The 15,752-nt window shown below is 69.9% G+C and carries 9 protein-coding genes; 1 reads left to right on the forward strand and 8 read right to left on the reverse strand.

Annotated elements, in window-relative coordinates:
* Position 1 precedes the first annotated feature (1 nt).
* The 7 genes from tsaB to AC6CHL_RS05165 all read right to left on the reverse strand — a co-directional run bounded on the left by tsaB (position 2) and on the right by AC6CHL_RS05165 (position 10,846).
* The gene (tsaB, locus tag AC6CHL_RS05135) at positions 2–709 is read right to left on the reverse strand and encodes a tRNA (adenosine(37)-N6)-threonylcarbamoyltransferase complex dimerization subunit type 1 TsaB (protein WP_498293634.1); all 708 of its coding nucleotides are present in this window, start codon (positions 707–709) and stop codon (positions 2–4) included.
* A gap of 5 nt (positions 710–714) precedes the next feature.
* Entirely contained in the window at positions 715–2,778 is a 2,064-nt protein-coding gene (gene yoaA / locus AC6CHL_RS05140) for a DNA repair helicase YoaA (protein WP_498293636.1), read from the reverse strand.
* 203 nt (positions 2,779–2,981) lie between these two features.
* Positions 2,982–3,512 (reverse strand): tetratricopeptide repeat protein, encoded by a 531-nt coding sequence (locus AC6CHL_RS05145; protein ID WP_498293638.1) that lies wholly within the window; start codon positions 3,510–3,512, stop codon positions 2,982–2,984.
* 22 nt (positions 3,513–3,534) lie between these two features.
* Positions 3,535–5,976 carry a penicillin-binding protein 1B gene (gene mrcB / locus AC6CHL_RS05150; RefSeq protein ID WP_498293639.1) on the reverse strand — a complete coding sequence of 814 codons (2,442 nt, stop codon included), beginning with the start codon at positions 5,974–5,976 and terminating at the stop codon, positions 3,535–3,537.
* Positions 5,977–6,072: 96 nt separating this feature from the next.
* Positions 6,073–7,038 carry a glycosyltransferase family 2 protein gene (locus AC6CHL_RS05155; protein WP_498293641.1) on the reverse strand — a complete coding sequence of 322 codons (966 nt, stop codon included), beginning with the start codon at positions 7,036–7,038 and terminating at the stop codon, positions 6,073–6,075.
* Between the two features lie 71 nt (positions 7,039–7,109).
* Positions 7,110–8,663 (reverse strand): hypothetical protein, encoded by a 1,554-nt coding sequence (locus AC6CHL_RS05160; protein ID WP_498293642.1) that lies wholly within the window; start codon positions 8,661–8,663, stop codon positions 7,110–7,112.
* Positions 8,664–8,692: 29 nt separating this feature from the next.
* Positions 8,693–10,846: a RelA/SpoT family protein gene (locus AC6CHL_RS05165; protein WP_038686768.1), complete on the reverse strand. Its 2,154-nt coding sequence runs from the start codon at positions 10,844–10,846 to the stop codon at positions 8,693–8,695.
* 154 nt (positions 10,847–11,000) lie between these two features.
* On the opposite strand from AC6CHL_RS05165, the gene AC6CHL_RS05170 reads away from it, so the two are divergent.
* Positions 11,001–11,537 carry a hypothetical protein gene (locus AC6CHL_RS05170; RefSeq protein WP_498293644.1) on the forward strand — a complete coding sequence of 179 codons (537 nt, stop codon included), beginning with the start codon at positions 11,001–11,003 and terminating at the stop codon, positions 11,535–11,537.
* A gap of 30 nt (positions 11,538–11,567) precedes the next feature.
* Here the strand turns inward: AC6CHL_RS05170 and hrpA are convergent, their stop codons facing one another.
* Entirely contained in the window at positions 11,568–15,668 is a 4,101-nt protein-coding gene (gene hrpA, locus AC6CHL_RS05175) for an ATP-dependent RNA helicase HrpA (protein WP_498293645.1), read from the reverse strand.
* Positions 15,669–15,752: the final 84 nt, after the last annotated feature.

Raw genomic sequence — 15,752 nt, forward strand, 5'->3', positions numbered from 1 at the left:
TCTACCGGGCGGCCTTGGCGGCGCGGGCGGCCTGCTGTTCCACGAGCGTCAGCGCCACGTTGTTGCGCAGGTAGGCCGGTTCGACACGTTCCGGGGCCACGCCTTCGCCGCGCGCGAACGCCGGCACTGCCAGCGTCAGCAGGTCCGATGCACGCGGCAGCGCCTGCGCATCGACGCCGTCGAGCTGATCGGCCAGGCGCGTGGCCAGCAGACCGTCGGCAGCGCCGAAGCCGGTGCCCACGCCGAACCAGCGGCTGCCCTCGGGCAGGACCACCGCCTCGGGCGCACACACGATCTCTTCGCCCTGCAGCTGCCACTGGCCGTCCACGCGCACCTGGCGCGCCGCGTACACCTCGCCCATGCGGGCGTCGATGCTGCTGAGCACCTGGTCGGCGCCGGCCGGCGCACGCAGCGCCAGCACCTGCAGCGTGGACACCGGCACCAGCGGGCGGTCCAGCGCCAAGGCGATGCCCTGCGCGATGGCAATGGCCAGGCGCACGCCCGTGAACGCGCCGGGGCCGCGCCCGAGCGCGATGGCATCCAGCTGCGAACGCGCGATGCCGGCGTCGGCCAGCAGTTCCTCGGCCCACGGAAGGCTCAGCTCGGCGTGGCGGCGCGGGGCGATCTCGAACCGCTCACGCACCTGCCCATCCACATACAGGGCGACGGAACAGGCTTCGGTGGCGGTTTCAAAGGCGAGCAGTTTCATGGCGGTCAGAACAGGGAAGTGGGGAAGTCATCGGGTGCCGCGGGTGACACAGGGGCTGCAGCGGGCGCCGCCGTTACCGCGCGCGGTGCCGGCAGCGCTTCAGGCGGCCATTGTGGCGCAAAGAAGCCGCGCACATCGTCCAGCGCGCGGGTGCGCCGGAACGGTGGCAGCGAATCCAGGAAGATCCGCCCGTAGCTGCGGCTGAGCAGCCGCGGGTCGCACAGCACCAGCACGCCGCGGTCGGTCTCGCTGCGGATCAGCCGCCCGACGCCCTGCTTGAGTGCGATCACCGCCTGCGGAAGCTGCTCATCGCGGAACGGATTGCCGCCATCGCGCCGGATCGCGTCCAGCCGCGCCTCGAACACCGGATCATCCGGTGCGGCGAACGGCAGCTTGTCGATCACCACCACGCTCAGCGCATCGCCCACCACGTCCACGCCTTCGCGGAAACTGGCCGAGCCCAGCAGCACGCCGTTGCCCGATTCGCGGAAGCGCTGCAACAGGGTCGCGCGCGGCGCCTCGCCCTGCACGAACAGGGGCCACGGTGCATCACGCAGCGCTTCGGCCGCTTCACGCAGCGCGCGGTGCGAGGCAAACAGCAGGAACGCCCTGCCCTGCGATGCCTCCAGCACCGGGGTGAGTGCCCGGATCAGGGCGGTGCCGAACCCGCGCGCCGCCGGGTCGGGCAGGTCGGTGGGCAGGTAGCACAGCGCCTGCGTTGCCCAGTCGAACGGGCTGGGTTGCAGCAGGGTGACCGGATCGTCCAGCCCCAGCCGCTGCGAAATATGCGCAAACCCACCGTCCACGGTCAGCGTGGCCGAGGTGAATACCCAGGCCGCCATCGAGCGCTGCCGATGCTCGCGCAGCGGCCCGGACACGTCCATCGGGGTGCGCTGGCAGCGGAAGCCGCGCGGGGTCAGTTCGTACCACAGCACGTCCGCCGGGGCCGCGGCCAGTTCCGGGTCGGCGTCGAAATCGAGCATCGGGGCGTCTTCGCCGAGCCAGCGCGACAACCGCGCCACCGCTTCCAGCGCCCGTGCGTGGCAGGCGTCCAGGCCCGGCGACGCCTCGCGCACGCCGACCAGCGCGTCGCGCAGCGACACCAGGGCCGACATCGCCGCATCGAAGCCATCGCGCACCTGCGGCACCGCCAGCGCGCGCCATTGGGTGCCGCGCGGTGGCAGCCCGTCCATGGCGGTGCGCAGGTCGCGCAGGGTCTGTTCCAGCGCGGCAGCGGGTACCTGCAGCGCGGCCTGCGCACCGGCCACGCTGCGGCTTTCGGCCAGGCAGTCGCGCGCCAGTTCCTGCCACGGCCGCATGCCGAACCCTTCGCCGAAGAAGTTGGCGGCCAGTTCCGGCAGCTGGTGCGCCTCGTCGATCACGAAGGCCTGCGCGCCCGGCAGGATCTCGCCGAAGCCCTCCTGCTTGAGCGCCAGGTCGGCCAGCAGCAGGTGATGGTTGACCACCACCACGTCGGCCGCCTGTGCACGCTGGCGCGCCTGCACCACGAAACAGTCGTCCCAGAACGGGCACTCGTTGCCCAGGCAGTTGTCGACGGTGGAGGTGACCATCGGGTACAGCGGCGAGTCTTCCGGCAAGGCTTCCAGCTCGGCCATGTCGCCGAAGCGGCTGCGCCCGGACCAGGCCAGGATGCGCTGGAACTGCGCCACCTGCTCAGGCGAACTGAAGCGGGGTTCGCCACGGGCCTGCTGCAGGCGGTAGCGGCACAGATAGTTCGCACGGCCCTTGAGCAACGCACTGCTGTGGCCCACCCCGAGCGCCGCGCGCACCCGCGGCAGGTCGCGGTGGTACAGCTGGTCCTGCAGCGCGCGGGTGCCGGTGGAAATGATGATCTTCAGCCCCGACAACAGCGCCGGCACCAGGTACGCATAGGTCTTGCCGGTGCCGGTACCGGCCTCGGCCAGCAGCACGTCGCGCTGGTCGAAGGCTTCGGCGATGGCAACCGTCAGGCGCAGCTGCGCCGGGCGAGCAACGAAGGCATCCAACTGGCTGGCAAGCGTCCCACCCTCGCTGAGGGCTTCGCTGCTGGCATGGGCAAGGCGTGACATGCGCCCATGATAAAGGCTGCCACCCGCCCCATGGATCGGGCGCACGTGCGGAACGCAAACCCCATGTGGACTGCGCGCGCGGAACGTAACCCCCCCATGGACTGCGCGGGCGGAACGCAAACCCCACGTAGAGCGGGGCTCTGCCCCGCTGCCCTGAATCCGGGGCAGCGGGGCAGAGCCCCGCTCTACGGGGATGCCTGCGGTCAGTACCGCTTGATGCCCGGCACCGTGCAGCCTTCCAGCTGGGCGTGCGCGGAGGCGGCGTTTTCCTTCTGGCCCCGCGCCAGGCGCGACTGTTCGATGGTGGCCCAGTGACGACGGCACAACGGGCCGGTCTTCGAGCCCAGGTCGACCGCCTTGCGCGCCAGCGATTCGGCACGCGGCCAGTCGCCTTGCAGCAAGGCGATTTCGGCGCGTTCCTGCAGGATAGACGGATCGCCTTCGGAGATCAGCAGCGCCTGGTTCAACGCCTCGGCGGCGGCGGGCAGGTCGTTGGCCTGGCGGCGCACCTGCGCGGTCATGCGCAGGTCTTCGATCTCGGCGTCGCGCAGCGGCTGCACGGCCAGTTCCTTGTCATCGGCCCCCACGGCCACCGCCTCCACGGCCGCCATGCGCTGGGCCGGGGTGGTGGTGTCCACGGGCGCCTTCACCGGCGCTGCCGGGGTGACGCACGCGGTGAGTGCCAGGCCCAGGCTGAGCAGGCAGGCGGAACGGATCAGGGTTCGGGTAGTCATGCGGGCCGGCCTCGCTCCGGAATCATCGCGCTGGGGGAGTGGTGGCAGGCGCCGGTGCCGGCTCGGCGGCCGGCTCCGGCTTCTTGCCCATGCCGAACCAGCTGCGCCAGCCACCGCCTTCGGTGCTGCCTTCGCCGCCCTCTTCCTCGGGCAGGGCGGCCGGCGGCGGAGCACACGGCGCATACGCCGGTGCGTAGCCCACCACGAACGGGAAGCGCCGGGCGCCCGGGCAACTTTCATCGGTGCTGGACGTGCCGCTGGCTTCCACGTACTGCCAGTCCAGGCCCTTGCTGCTGACCTTCAACGGCGCGCTCGGCAGGCGCTGGAAAATGCTCGACCACACGCGCATCGAACCGGTGGCGCCATACAGCCCGGCCTGCTCGTTCTGGTCGTTGCCCATCCAGATCACGGCCAGGTGGTCGCCGGTGTAGCCGGCATACCAGCTGTCGCGGCCATCGTTGGTGGTGCCGGTCTTGCCGGCCGGCTGCAGGCGGCCCAGGCCGTCGGCATTCAAGCGTTGCGCGGTGCCGCTGGCCACCACCTGCTGCAGGCCGATGCTGATCAGGTTGGCGGCGATCGAGTCACCTTCCTGGGCCGGTGCGGGCGACTTGTCGTAGCGCTTCATCAGCTTGCCCTGCGGGTCCAGCACGCCACGCACGGCATGCAGCGGCTGGATCTCACCGCCGGAGGCGAGGAACTGATACAGCTGGGCCATCGCATACGGGCTCTGGTCGGTGGAGCCGAGGATGACCGCCGGATTGGGCTCGGCCTTGATTCCGGCCAGCACGTGGATCAGCTGGGTCACGCGCTCCGGGCCGACCTGCATGCCTACCCGGACCGTGGCCTGGTTGTAGGAATGGGCCAGCGCGTCGATCAGGCGCACGGTGCCGTGGCTGCGGTTGTCAGCGTTGCCGGGCGACCAGTTGCGGCCACGCGACAGCTGCACCGTCACCGGCGAATCGTCCACCCAGCTGGCCAGCGAATAGCGATCCGGCTGGGCCAGTGCCAGCAGGTACACGAACGGCTTGAGCAGCGAGCCAACCGGGCGCTGCGCCTCGATGGCACGGTTGAAGCCGGGCTCGGCGAAATCGCGGCTGCCCACCACGGCCAGCACGTCGCCGTTGTGCACGTCGGTCAGCACCATGCCGGCCTGCAGCTCGGGGCGCTTCTTGCTTTCCAGCGACTTGATCGTCTTGGTGACCGCGCCTTCGGCGTAGGCCTGGGCCGACGGCGCCATGCCGGTCATCACGCTCAGCCCGGCGCCCTGCAGCACCGATTCGGGGTAGTCGTGGCCCAGCTGGCGACGCACCAGGTCCACATAGGCCGGGAACCGGTTGGCGGCGATCAGGCCCGGGGTCTTGGGCACGCCCAGCGGCGCCTTCAGCGCACGCTGGTATTCGGCGTCGTCGATCAGCTGGCTTTCGTGCAGCTTGCCCAGCACGAAGTTGCGGCGGTCCAGCGCGCGCTCGGGATTGCGGCGCGGGTCGTAGTAGGACGGACCTTTCACCAGGCCAATCAGCAACGCGACATGTTCGGTGTTGAGCGAGGACAGATCGCGGCCAAACCAGAACTCGGCACCGGACGACATGCCGTGGATGGCCTGGCTGCCACGCTGGCCCAGGTACACCTGGTTGAGATAGGCCTCCAGGATGGTGCGCTTGTCGTAGCGCGCTTCCATGATCAGCGCGTACAGCACTTCATTGAACTTGCGGGTGACGGTCTGTTCCTTGCCGATGCCCAGCAGGCCGCTGCGGGCCAGCTGCTGGGTCAGCGTGGACGCGCCCTGGCGGCTCTGGCCACCGGAACGCACGGTCACCCAGATCGCGCGGGCGATGCCGCTCAGGTCGATGCCGTGGTGGCGGTTGAAATCCTTGTCTTCCACGGCCTGCAGGCCGGTGACCAGCAGTTCGGGGGTTTCCTCGATCCGCACCAGCCGGCGTTCTTCCTGCTTCTGTCCGTACAGGGTGGCGATACGCGCCGGATCCAGACGCGCGGCCTTGAGTGCCTTGCGGCTGTCGGCATCGCGCAGCGAAGCGATCTGCCCGCCGGACAGGCTCAGCTCGACGCGGCGCGGCGCCACCGGGCCATCGACGTCGCTGTACCCACGGCTGGCAATGACGAAGCGGCCCCCTTCCTGCTGGTAGGTGGCGGCCGATTTTCCGGTGCCGTCATCGCGGTAGGCCGCGGCGGCCAGCTCGGTCTTGAGCGTGGAGGCATCCATCGCCACGCCCGGCGCCAAGGCCAGGGGGCGGGCATACACCCGGGTCGGGATCTGCCAGCGCAGCTCACCGAAACGTTGGGTGACCTGCTTGTTCAGATAGACCGTATAGGGAATCAGGAAGCCCAGGGACAGCGCGACTGCGGCCATCCCCCAGGTGATCAGCCGACGCCGCCACAGCGGGCCGCGGCTGTCGGTGTCGTCTTCGAACTCGTCGGTGTCGTCGGTATCGTAGCGTCGGGGCACGGGCATCGGGAAGCAGTGGGCTCGGCGCAGTCTAACGCAGCACACCAGCGCCAGCGGTATCGCGGCGGCGCCCGTTCGGGCGCACTACAGCAAGCGTTAGGGCGTTGGCATGGGACCGCTGCGACCGCGCACGCCGTCCCACAGCCCCCGGCACATGAACCGCAGCCGAATCCAGCGGGGCGCGATGAACAGCCCATTGCCGATCAGCTTGAGCACCAGCCGCGGCAGGTCCTGGGCCACCCACACCCGCGGCGTGCTGGCGCGCGGGTACAGCAGCACCCGGTTGCGCATGATGTAGTACAGCCGGAACGGCTTGTGCACCACCACCCCATCGCGCTTGACCCGCGAGGCACGCAGCTGTTCGCCGATGCGATGGTGCATCTGCGCGTCGCACACGCCATACAGGGCCAGCCCCGCCGCCTTGGCCCGGAAGCACCAGTCCATGTCGATGTTGTCGATGAACAACGATTCGTCCATGCCACCGACCCGGTCCAGCATCGTCAGCGGAATCAGCGAGCCGGAGGTGATCAGGAAATCGCAGGAGACCGTCTGCCCCGGCCCGCCGTAGTCCTTGTCGTTGAGCGGAAAGCCCATCCGCACGAACGGCGCCGGCCGGCCGCTGCGCGCATCCACGAACTGCGGCCCCACCGCTGCCACCGGCCCCTGCTGCGACAGCGTGGCCAGGGCCTGCGCCAGGGTGGCCACCATGCCCGCATCGAGCACGCTGTCCTGGTCCATCAACAGCACATGGCCGAAACCCAGCGCGCGTGCGCGTTCGATCGCACGGTTCAACGCCGCCGCCAGCCCCACGTTGGAGGCCGAGGCGACCACGCTGACCGCCGCCCTCCCTGACAGTCCCGCAGCGACATCCATGCCGGGGCTGCCGTTGTCGAACACCACCACATGGCCCACCTGGGGCTGCACGCTGTCCAGCACCTGGGTCAGCAGGTCCGGTTCGGGCGCGTAGGTGACGATCACCGCACAGATGTCGGCGGCGGCGATGGCAGGGCGCCCGCTGGCCGATGGAAGGGTGCGGGTGGCAGCGGGTTCTGGAGGGGTCATACCAAGGACAAGGCAGGCAAAAACGCGCCCGCACTATAGCCGACCCGCCCGACCACGGTGGTGCGCTGCGTTCAGCGTTCCAGCGTGGCCGCGTCGCGCAGCCGCGCCTGCAGCGGTTCGATCTCGCTGGCCGGCACACCCAACGCCTGCGCCTGCTGCAACGCCTCGCGGGCGTAGCGCGCGTCCCCTGCCCCCAGCCGCTCGCTGCCGATGGCCAGCCAGCGCCGCCCCAACCGCCGTCGCGCCTCGCCCAGTTCGTTGTCGCGTGCGGCCAATGCCTGCCAGGCCTGCAGGCAATCGCCCGCCGCGCGCACCCGGTTGCGCCGCAGTTCGTCGTCAAAACACGTCACCAGCACCGGCAACAGCTGATGCGCGGCCGCCAGCACGGCCGGGTCGGTCGGCGCCAGCGCCTGCGCGGCGCGCAAGGCATCGAATGCGCTGCGGCCCGGCGGCAGCAGCCAGTCGCCGCGCGCCTGCGCCTGTTCGAAACGCGCCAGCAGCACGCGCAATTCGCCCTTGGTGTGGGTCGACGGCGGAACGCGCAACGCCTGCTGGGCATGCCGGGCCTGCTCGATGGCAGTGCGCGCGGCGGCCAGCGACGGTGCCTGCGGGTCGATCGCCATCGCTTTATCCAGGGCCTGGCTGGCCTGCGCAAAGCGGAAATCACCCGCCAGGCGCGTGGCGTGGCGGGCCTGGCGATCGGCCAGTTCGCGCAGTCCGGCCTGGGCGCGGGCATGCCCGGGCGCCGCTGCCGCTGCCGCGCGGTAGCCCGCCCAGGCCGCGTCCGCACGCCCGCGTGCCAGATCGCGGTCGGCACGGCCAAGGGCCTGTTCCAGCGCCGCATTGAACTGCGCCTCGGTCTGCGGCAGGTCCACATGCCCGGGGTCGTAGCGGCGGGCGCTGCCAAGCAGTGTCGCCGCCAAGGCCAGGTCACCGCTGGCGCAGGCGCTGCGTGCCTGCAGCAGCAGGTCGGACAACGCATCTTCGCGCCCCTCCAGCGCGCGCAGCTGGTTGGGCGCCACCGCCAGCACCTGCTGGAACAACGGCAGCGCACTGTCCGGGCCGTCATCCAGGCGCTGTGCCTGCAGCGCCGCCTCGGCGCGCCCCAGCAGCACCGCAATGCCGGCGTGGGCACTGCCGCGTTGCTGCAGTTGGTATGCCAGTTGATCGGCATCGCGCTGTGGCACCTGCAGTTCGCGCGCCAGCGCCAGCGCACGCCGTGCGGCGTCCAGGTCGCCCGCGTCCAGCGCATCGCGGGCCTGCTGCAGCGCCGCCTGCGCCGTGCGCGCCAGGCCGGTACGGGCCTGGCTGCGGTCCCCGTCCAGCGCCAGTGCGGCCTGGTACCACTCCCGCGCGCCACTGCCGTCGGCTGCGCTCAGGCGGCCGGCGGCCAGCGCACGATCGCCCTGGTCCAGCAACTGTTCGATCTGGGGTTCGTTCCAGAACCAGTTGGCCAAGGGACGCCGCAGCAGCACCAGTGCCACGAACAGCAGCACGGCCACCAGCAGCGCCCAGCGCCACACGCGGCGTGCATGCCGCGCCTGCAGCCACCACCAGCGTCCTTCGCGGCGCACCCGGCGCAGCGCGGGGTGGACGGCGTCCTCGCGGTCGGAATGACGGCTCATCCGCTGAGCCTAGCGGCTGTCACGTGATGTCAGCCTAGACGCCGGGCATCGCTGACACCGGGCAGCGCATCCAGCTTGCCCAGCAGCGTGGAGAGCTGGCCGTAGTCACTGACCTTCAGGCGCAGGCGCAGATGCGCGCGCCCGCTGTTGCGCACGTTGTCGCTGTGGATATCCAGCACGTAGGCGTCTTCCTGGGCGATCAGGTTGGTGATGTCCTTGAGCAGCCAGCGGCGGTCTACCGCATCGACCACCACGTCTACCTCATAGCCACCGCCGGCCTGGCCCCACTCCACCGGCAGGATCCGCTGCGGGCTGGCCGCCGACAACCGCGCCAGCGCGGCGCAGTCGGTGCGGTGCACGGTCACGCCGCGGGTGCGGGTGAGGTAGCCGACGATCGGTTCGCCGGCCACCGGCTGGCAGCAGCGCGCCAGCTGCACCAGCAGGTTGCCCACGCCCTGCACCGTGAATTTGGACTTGCCCAGGCTGTCGCGGCGCGCGGTCGGGCGCGGCAACGCCGGGGCAGCAGGCTGGCTGGCGGCGCGCTCGGCTTCCAGCAGCGCACGGCTGACCTGGTTGGGGCCGGTGTCGCCCAGCGCCACCTGGATGTACAGGTCGTCCACGCTGTCGGCATGGAATTTCTTCGCCGCCACGGCAAGGTCGGCATGTTGCAGGCCAAGCCGCTTCAGTTCGCGGTCGAGCAGGTCGCGACCGGCCTGCACATTGCGGGCGCGATCGAGCTTGTGGAACCAGCCGCGCACCTTTTCGCGCGAACGGTTGCTGGCCAGGAAACCGTTGGACGCCAGCAGCCAGTCGCGGCGTGGATCGGCTTCCTTGGAAGTCAGGATTTCCACGCGGTCGCCGCTGCGCAGCCGGTAGGTCAGCGGCACGATGCGGCCGTTGACCTTGGCCCCGCGGCAACGGTGCCCGACCATGGTGTGCACGTGGTACGCGAAATCCAGCGGGGTGGCGCCCTGCGGCAGATCCATCACCTCGCCCTTGGGGCTGAGCGCGTACACCCGGTCTTCGGTGAGCTCGGCATCCAGGGCACCGGCCAGTTCACCGGCGGGGCTGTCCTGGGCGTGTTCCAGCAGCTGCCGCATCCAGGTGATCTTGCGGTCGAACGCCTTCTCCGCGCCCTTGCTGCCTTCCTTGTAGCGCCAGTGCGCGGCCACGCCAAGCTCGGCCTGGGCATGCATGTCGTGGCTGCGGATCTGCACTTCGATGGTGCGCCCGTCCGGACCGATCACCGCCGTATGCAGCGAGCGGTAGTCATTGGCCTTGGGCCGGGCGATGTAATCGTCGAACTCGCTCGGCACCGGCGCCCACAGCGAATGCACCACGCCCAGCGCGGCGTAGCAGGCGGCCACGTCCTGCACCATCACGCGCACCGCGCGGATGTCGTAGAGCTGCTCGAAGGCGAGCTTCTTCTTCTGCATCTTCCGCCAGATGCTGTAGATGTGCTTCGGGCGGCCACTGACCTCCGCGTTGATGCCCTGGGCGAGCAGTTCGCGCGACAGCACCTTCTTGACCGTCTCGACGTAGCGCTCGCGCGCCAGCCGGGTCTCGTCCACTTCACGCGCGATGCGGCGGTAGGTGTCCGGTTCCAGGTGGCGGAAGGCCAGGTCTTCCAGTTCCCACTTGAGCTGCCAGATGCCCAACCGGTTGGCCAGCGGGGCATGGATGTCACGGGTCAGCTGGGCCAGTGCCCGGCGCTCTTCTTCGGGCAGGCGGTCGGCGCCGCGCATGCGCGCCAGTTGCCGCGCCAGCAGGATCGGCACCACCCGCAGGTCCTGGATGATCGACAACAGCAGCCGGCGAAGGCCTTCGCTGTTGCGCCCGGCATCGCGCCCGGCGTGCAGCGCCCAGACCTGGTCGGCCGCATCCTGGCCGTCCAGCAGGCCAGCCACCGCCGGCTTCAGCGTCCCCAGCGGCAGCGTGTCCAGCCCGGCGCGCAACCCGGGCAGGTCGAACAGCAGCGTGGCCAGCAGCGCGCTTTCATCGGCCGACAGCAGCGCCAGCGCATCCAGCGTATCGGCCAGCACCGACCAGCTGGAGTGCATCTGCGCGTCGGCATCGGGCAGCTGCCAGCGCTGCAGCAGCGCCTCGCGCAGGGCGGGCGGCAGCGACGCCGCCGAGGGTCGGTTCAATAAGGCATCCAGGCCGGGGACAGAAGCGCGGTTCACAGCATCGTGCAGGCAAGACAGAGACCCCTACACTAGCGCCGAGGCCGGTCGCGGACAATCAAAACCACCGCATCGGCCGGCATGTCGTCATGCCGGGCCCGCGCCAACACCACCCCGCTGGCCCTACACTGCGGCAAACCCAAGGAGATCTGCCATGCGCTTTTCGCGTCTTCGCCTGCTGGCCAGTGCGGCCGTCCTGTTGAGCCTGGCCAGCCCGGCGCTTGCCCAGCGCGTGGTCGACGGTGACCTGCAGCAGCAGATGTCGCCGGCCGAGTTCAAGGCCGCCGGCCTGGACAAGCTCAGCCCGGCCGAACTGACCGCGCTCAACGGCTGGCTGCAGGGCAAGGTGGCGGCGGTGGCCGCCGATACGCGCGAGCAGGTGCGTGAGCAGGTCCGCGAACAGGCGCGTGAGGAAGGCCGCCAGGAAGTCATCGTCAAGAACCGCGGCTTCTTCGACTTCGGCAGCAACGAGCCGATCACCAGCACCCTGCAGGGCGAGTTCCGCGGCTTTGGCAAGGCGCGCACGTTCGTTCTGGCCAATGGCCAGGAATGGGAGCAGGAAGACGACACCGTGCTCTCCGGCGTGCGCAAGACCAATCCGGCGGTGTCCATCAGCCCCGGCGTCATGGGCGTCTGGTACCTGCGCGTGGAAGGTGTGAACACCCGCGCCAAGGTCCACCGCACCAAGTAGGCGAGGCGTCGACCCGGGCGCGGGGCGTTCTCAGAGCTGGCGCAATGCGTCCATCCGCTGCGCCAGCTTCTTGGCCGAAATGCCGGTCTTGGCCCCCAGTTCCTGCGCGAACAACGACACCCGCAGTTCCTCCAGGTCCCAACGCAGCGCCTGCCACTGCGGGCGTTGGCGCAGACCGCGGCGCTCGGCCTCGTCCAATGCGTCGATGAACGGCCGCAGTTCCAGCATGCGTGCCTGGTCACGCGGTGGGTCGCGCTTGGCCCGTTCGCTGCGCAGGATCATCGCGCGCAGGTAGCGCGGATACTGGGCCAGTGCATCGGCCGGGGTATCCCGCAGGAACCCGGGGTGGACCAACCCGGCCAGCTGCTGCTCCAGGTCGTCCAGGTTGCCGCGCGCCCAGCCCATCAGCGTGGACTGCAGCGACGGCTTGAGCTCGGCCACGTGGGCCAGAATGTTCTCGGCCAGCTTCAGCCGCGCCATCGCCTCGGCGAACAACCCCTTGCCGGCCGCATCGCGGCGCTGTGCAAAGGCGGCCGGGTCGCGGATATCGCCCAGGCCGTCGGCCAGCACCGCGTTCAAGGCGGCATCCACCAGGTCGCCACGCAGGCGCTCCTGTGATTCGATCGCGGCGTACAGCAGCCCGGTCTTGGGCGGCACGGGCAGCTGCTTGCGTGCCTGCTTGGCCTTGTCGGCCAGGGCAATGTCGAACAGGCGACGGACCCCGTGTGGGTGCTGCTCGGCCGCTTCGTTGCGGTCGGCGAAGATCCGCAGCGCCGCACTCTCGCCGGTATCCACGAGCGCCGGGTAAGCGGGAACGCCGGCTTCGCCGGGCACCTGCACCGGGATCGGCGTGGCCGGGAAATCGCGCAGGCCTTCCACCGCCAGCGCGCGCCCGGCGCGGGCGGCAAACGCCTCGCCGGCCTGCCCGCCGAAGCGTGCGCGCAGTGCATCCAGGTCGCGGGCACTGGCCAGCAGCTTGCCCTGCGCGTCGAACAACCGCAGGTTCATGTGCAGGTGGGTGTCCAGCGCAGCCAGGTCGAAATCGGTGGCCGCCACCTGGGCACCGGTGGCCCGCGACAGGAACCGCGCCAGCTCACCGCGGATGTCGTCGGCACTCGGGTCGGGGAACGCTTCGGCGAAGGCACGCCCGAAATCCGGCGCAGGCACGTAGTTGCGACGCATCGCCTTGGGCAGGCTGCGGATCAACGCCGATGCCTTGTCGGCGACGAAGCCCGGGGCCAGCCACGACAGGCGCGCGGCATCGAGCGCGTTGAGCAGGTGCAGCGGCACGTCCAGGCTGACGCCATCGTCGTCGCTGCCCGGCTCGAAGCGGTAATGCAGCGCCAGGCGTGCGTCGCCCAGCGGCAGGTACTTGGGATAGCGCTCGGCATCGCTGCCTTCGCCGGGCAACAGGTCGGCCAGCGACCAGGCCAGGCCATGCCGCTTCTCCGGGGTCAGGCCCTTCCACCAGGTATCCAGCGCGGTGGCCGAGTGGATCTCCGACGGCACCCGGTCCAGGTACCAGCGCGCCTGCCAGGCTTCGTCGGCGACGATACCGGCCCGGCGCAGCTTGGCCTCCTCCTCGCGCGCCTGTTCAAGCACGGTGAGGTTGTCGGCGATGACGCTGGCGCGGGTGTTGATCTCGCCGGTCACCAAACCCTGGCGGACGAAGATGTCGTGCGCCTCGCCGGGGGCGATGCGACCGTAGTGCACCGGCTTCTTCGGTGCCAGCACCAGCCCGAACAGGCTGATCTGCTCCGACGCCAGCACCTGGCCCTGCGCACGCGACCAATGCGGGTCGAAGTGTTTGCGCAGCAGCAGGTGCGGCAACTCGGCGATCACCCAGTCCGGTTCGATCGCTGCGTTGGTGAGGCCCCAGATCTTCTGCGTGTCCAGCAGCGTCGCGGTGAGCAGCCACGGGGGCGGCCGCTTGGCCAGCACCGAGCCGGGGAACGGCAGGAAGCGGCGCTGGCGCGGCGCAAGGAAATCACCCTTGTCGCTGCGATGGCCGATCTGCGTGGGCAGCCCGGCAATCAGCGCACGGTGCAGGGTCTGATAGGCCGCGGCACGCACCTTCTCGCTGAAGGCACTGCGCGCCTCGCGGCCCTCCACGACCGGCGCAGTGGCTGGCGCCGGGGCGGCCGGCTCGCTCTTGCCCTCGCGGGCCAGGCGCGCGGCGCGGTGCTGCTGGCCGCGCGTCACCTTGGCCTTGGCTTCGTCATCGCGCGCCGGGGCCGGCGCCGACGAACCGGCCAGCAACGGGTCCAGCGCACTGGCGGCCGGTTCTTCGGTCCAGCCCAGTTCCTCGCACAGCACGCGCAGCTGGCGATGCAGCTCGCGCCATTCGCGCATGCGCAGGAAGCCCAGGAAATGCCGCTCGCACCAGCCCCGCAGCTTGGACTGGGTGAGGTCCTCGTGGGCCTGCCGGTAGCCATCCCACAGGCGCAGCACGCCCACGAATTCCGACCGCCCATCGGCGAACAGCGCGTGCGCGGCATCGGCCGCGCCACGGGCTTCCGGCGGGCGCTCGCGCGGTTCCTGGATGCCCAGGAACGAGGCGATCACCAGCATCGGCCGCAGGCAGCCCTGGGCCTGCGCGGCCACCAGCATCCGCGCCAGCTTGACGTCCACTGGCAACCGCGCCATCTGCCGCCCGACCGGCGTCAGCCGGCGCTGGTCGTCCACCGCGCCCAGCTCGCCCAGCTGCTGCCAGCCGTCGGCGATGGCGCGCTCATCGGGCGCCTCCAGGAACGGGAAATCCTCGATCCGGCCCAGGCCCAGCTGCAGCATCCGCAGGATTACCCCGGACAGGCTGGAGCGGCGGATTTCCGGATCGGTGAATGCATCGCGCGACTGGAAATCGGCTTCCGAGTACAGCCGGTAACAGATGCCTTCGGACACGCGCCCGCAACGGCCCTTGCGCTGGTTGGCGCTGGCCTGCGACACCGGTTCGATATGCAGCCGGTCCAGTTTCTGGCGCGGGCTGTAGCGCTTGACCCGGGCCAGGCCGGGATCGACCACGTAGCGGATACGCGGCACCGTCAGCGAGGTTTCGGCCACGTTGGTGGCCAGCACGATGCGGCGCTTGCTGCCGGGGTTGAAGACTTCGTCCTGGTCCTTCACCGACAGCCGCGCATACAGCGGCAGCACCTCGGTTTCGCGGTACTTGCGCCGTTCCAGCGCCTGGTGCGCGTCGCGGATCTCGCGTTCGCCGGGGAAGAACATCAGGATGTCGCCGCGCGGATCAATGCGGGTGATCTCGTCCACCGCGGCCACGATGGCCTCGTTGACGGTGCGCTCGCCATCGCGCCCGCCCTCCTTGTCACCCCCGCCCTCGCCTTCCAGCGGGCGGTAGCGCACCTCCACCGGGAAGGTGCGGCCTTCGACGCTGATCACCGGCGCATCGTTGAAATGCTCGGCGAAGCGCGAGGTGTCGATGGTCGCCGAGGTGACGATCAGCTTCAGGTCGGGGCGCTTGTGCAGCAGCTGCTTGAGATAGCCCAGCAGGAAGTCGATATTGAGACTGCGCTCGTGCGCCTCGTCGACAATGAGGGTGTCGTACTGGGACAGATAGCGGTCGCTGCTGATTTCAGCCAGCAGGATGCCGTCGGTCATGAACTTGATGCGGGTTTCGTCGCCGACGCGGTCGGTGAAGCGCACCTGGTAGCCCACCACCGTGCCCAGTTCGGATTTCAGTTCCTGCGCGACGCGGGTGGCCACCGCACGTGCGGCAATCCGTCGCGGCTGGGTGCAGCCGATCATGCCGGCCACGCCGCGACCGGCGGCCAGGCACAACTTGGGCAGCTGGGTGGTCTTGCCCGAGCCGGTTTCACCGGCAATCACCACGACCTGGTGGTCGCGGATCAGGGCGGTGATGCGTTCGGCTTCACGCGCAATCGGCAGGCTGTCGTCCAGACTGATTGATGGCAGGTGGCGGGCGCGGCTTTCGCGCCGCTGCACCGAGGCCTGCAGGGCCTGTTCGAACGCGGCGGCCACGCCGGCATCGTTGGGCTTGGACTGGCAACGCGAGAGCAGGCCGAGCAGGCGACCACGGTCACGGCTCATGCCAGCGTCGATCGCGGCGCGCTGTTGGCGCAGGCGGGAAGCAGATTGTTTGTCGATAGTGCTCATCAATCGAATCGGTTAGAACTTTGATTACTACTGAAAGGTTAGTCTGATCTATTGTGAAGGCCATCCATTCCACAAGGAGAATCC

Source organism: Stenotrophomonas sp. GQ19 (assembly GCF_059758695.1).

What these genes read in the sequence shown, in the direction of transcription:
- tsaB (WP_498293634.1), bottom strand. Translation starts at nt 709, where the DNA reads ATGAAACTGCTCGCCTTTGAAACCGCCACCGAAGCCTGTTCCGTCGCC.
- yoaA (WP_498293636.1), bottom strand. Translation starts at nt 2,778, where the DNA reads ATGTCACGCCTTGCCCATGCCAGCAGCGAAGCCCTCAGCGAGGGTGGG.
- AC6CHL_RS05145 (WP_498293638.1), bottom strand. Translation starts at nt 3,512, where the DNA reads ATGACTACCCGAACCCTGATCCGTTCCGCCTGCCTGCTCAGCCTGGGC.
- AC6CHL_RS05155 (WP_498293641.1), bottom strand. Translation starts at nt 7,038, where the DNA reads ATGACCCCTCCAGAACCCGCTGCCACCCGCACCCTTCCATCGGCCAGC.
- AC6CHL_RS05160 (WP_498293642.1), bottom strand. Translation starts at nt 8,663, where the DNA reads ATGAGCCGTCATTCCGACCGCGAGGACGCCGTCCACCCCGCGCTGCGC.
- AC6CHL_RS05170 (WP_498293644.1), top strand. Translation starts at nt 11,001, where the DNA reads ATGCGCTTTTCGCGTCTTCGCCTGCTGGCCAGTGCGGCCGTCCTGTTG.
- hrpA (WP_498293645.1), bottom strand. Translation starts at nt 15,668, where the DNA reads ATGAGCACTATCGACAAACAATCTGCTTCCCGCCTGCGCCAACAGCGC.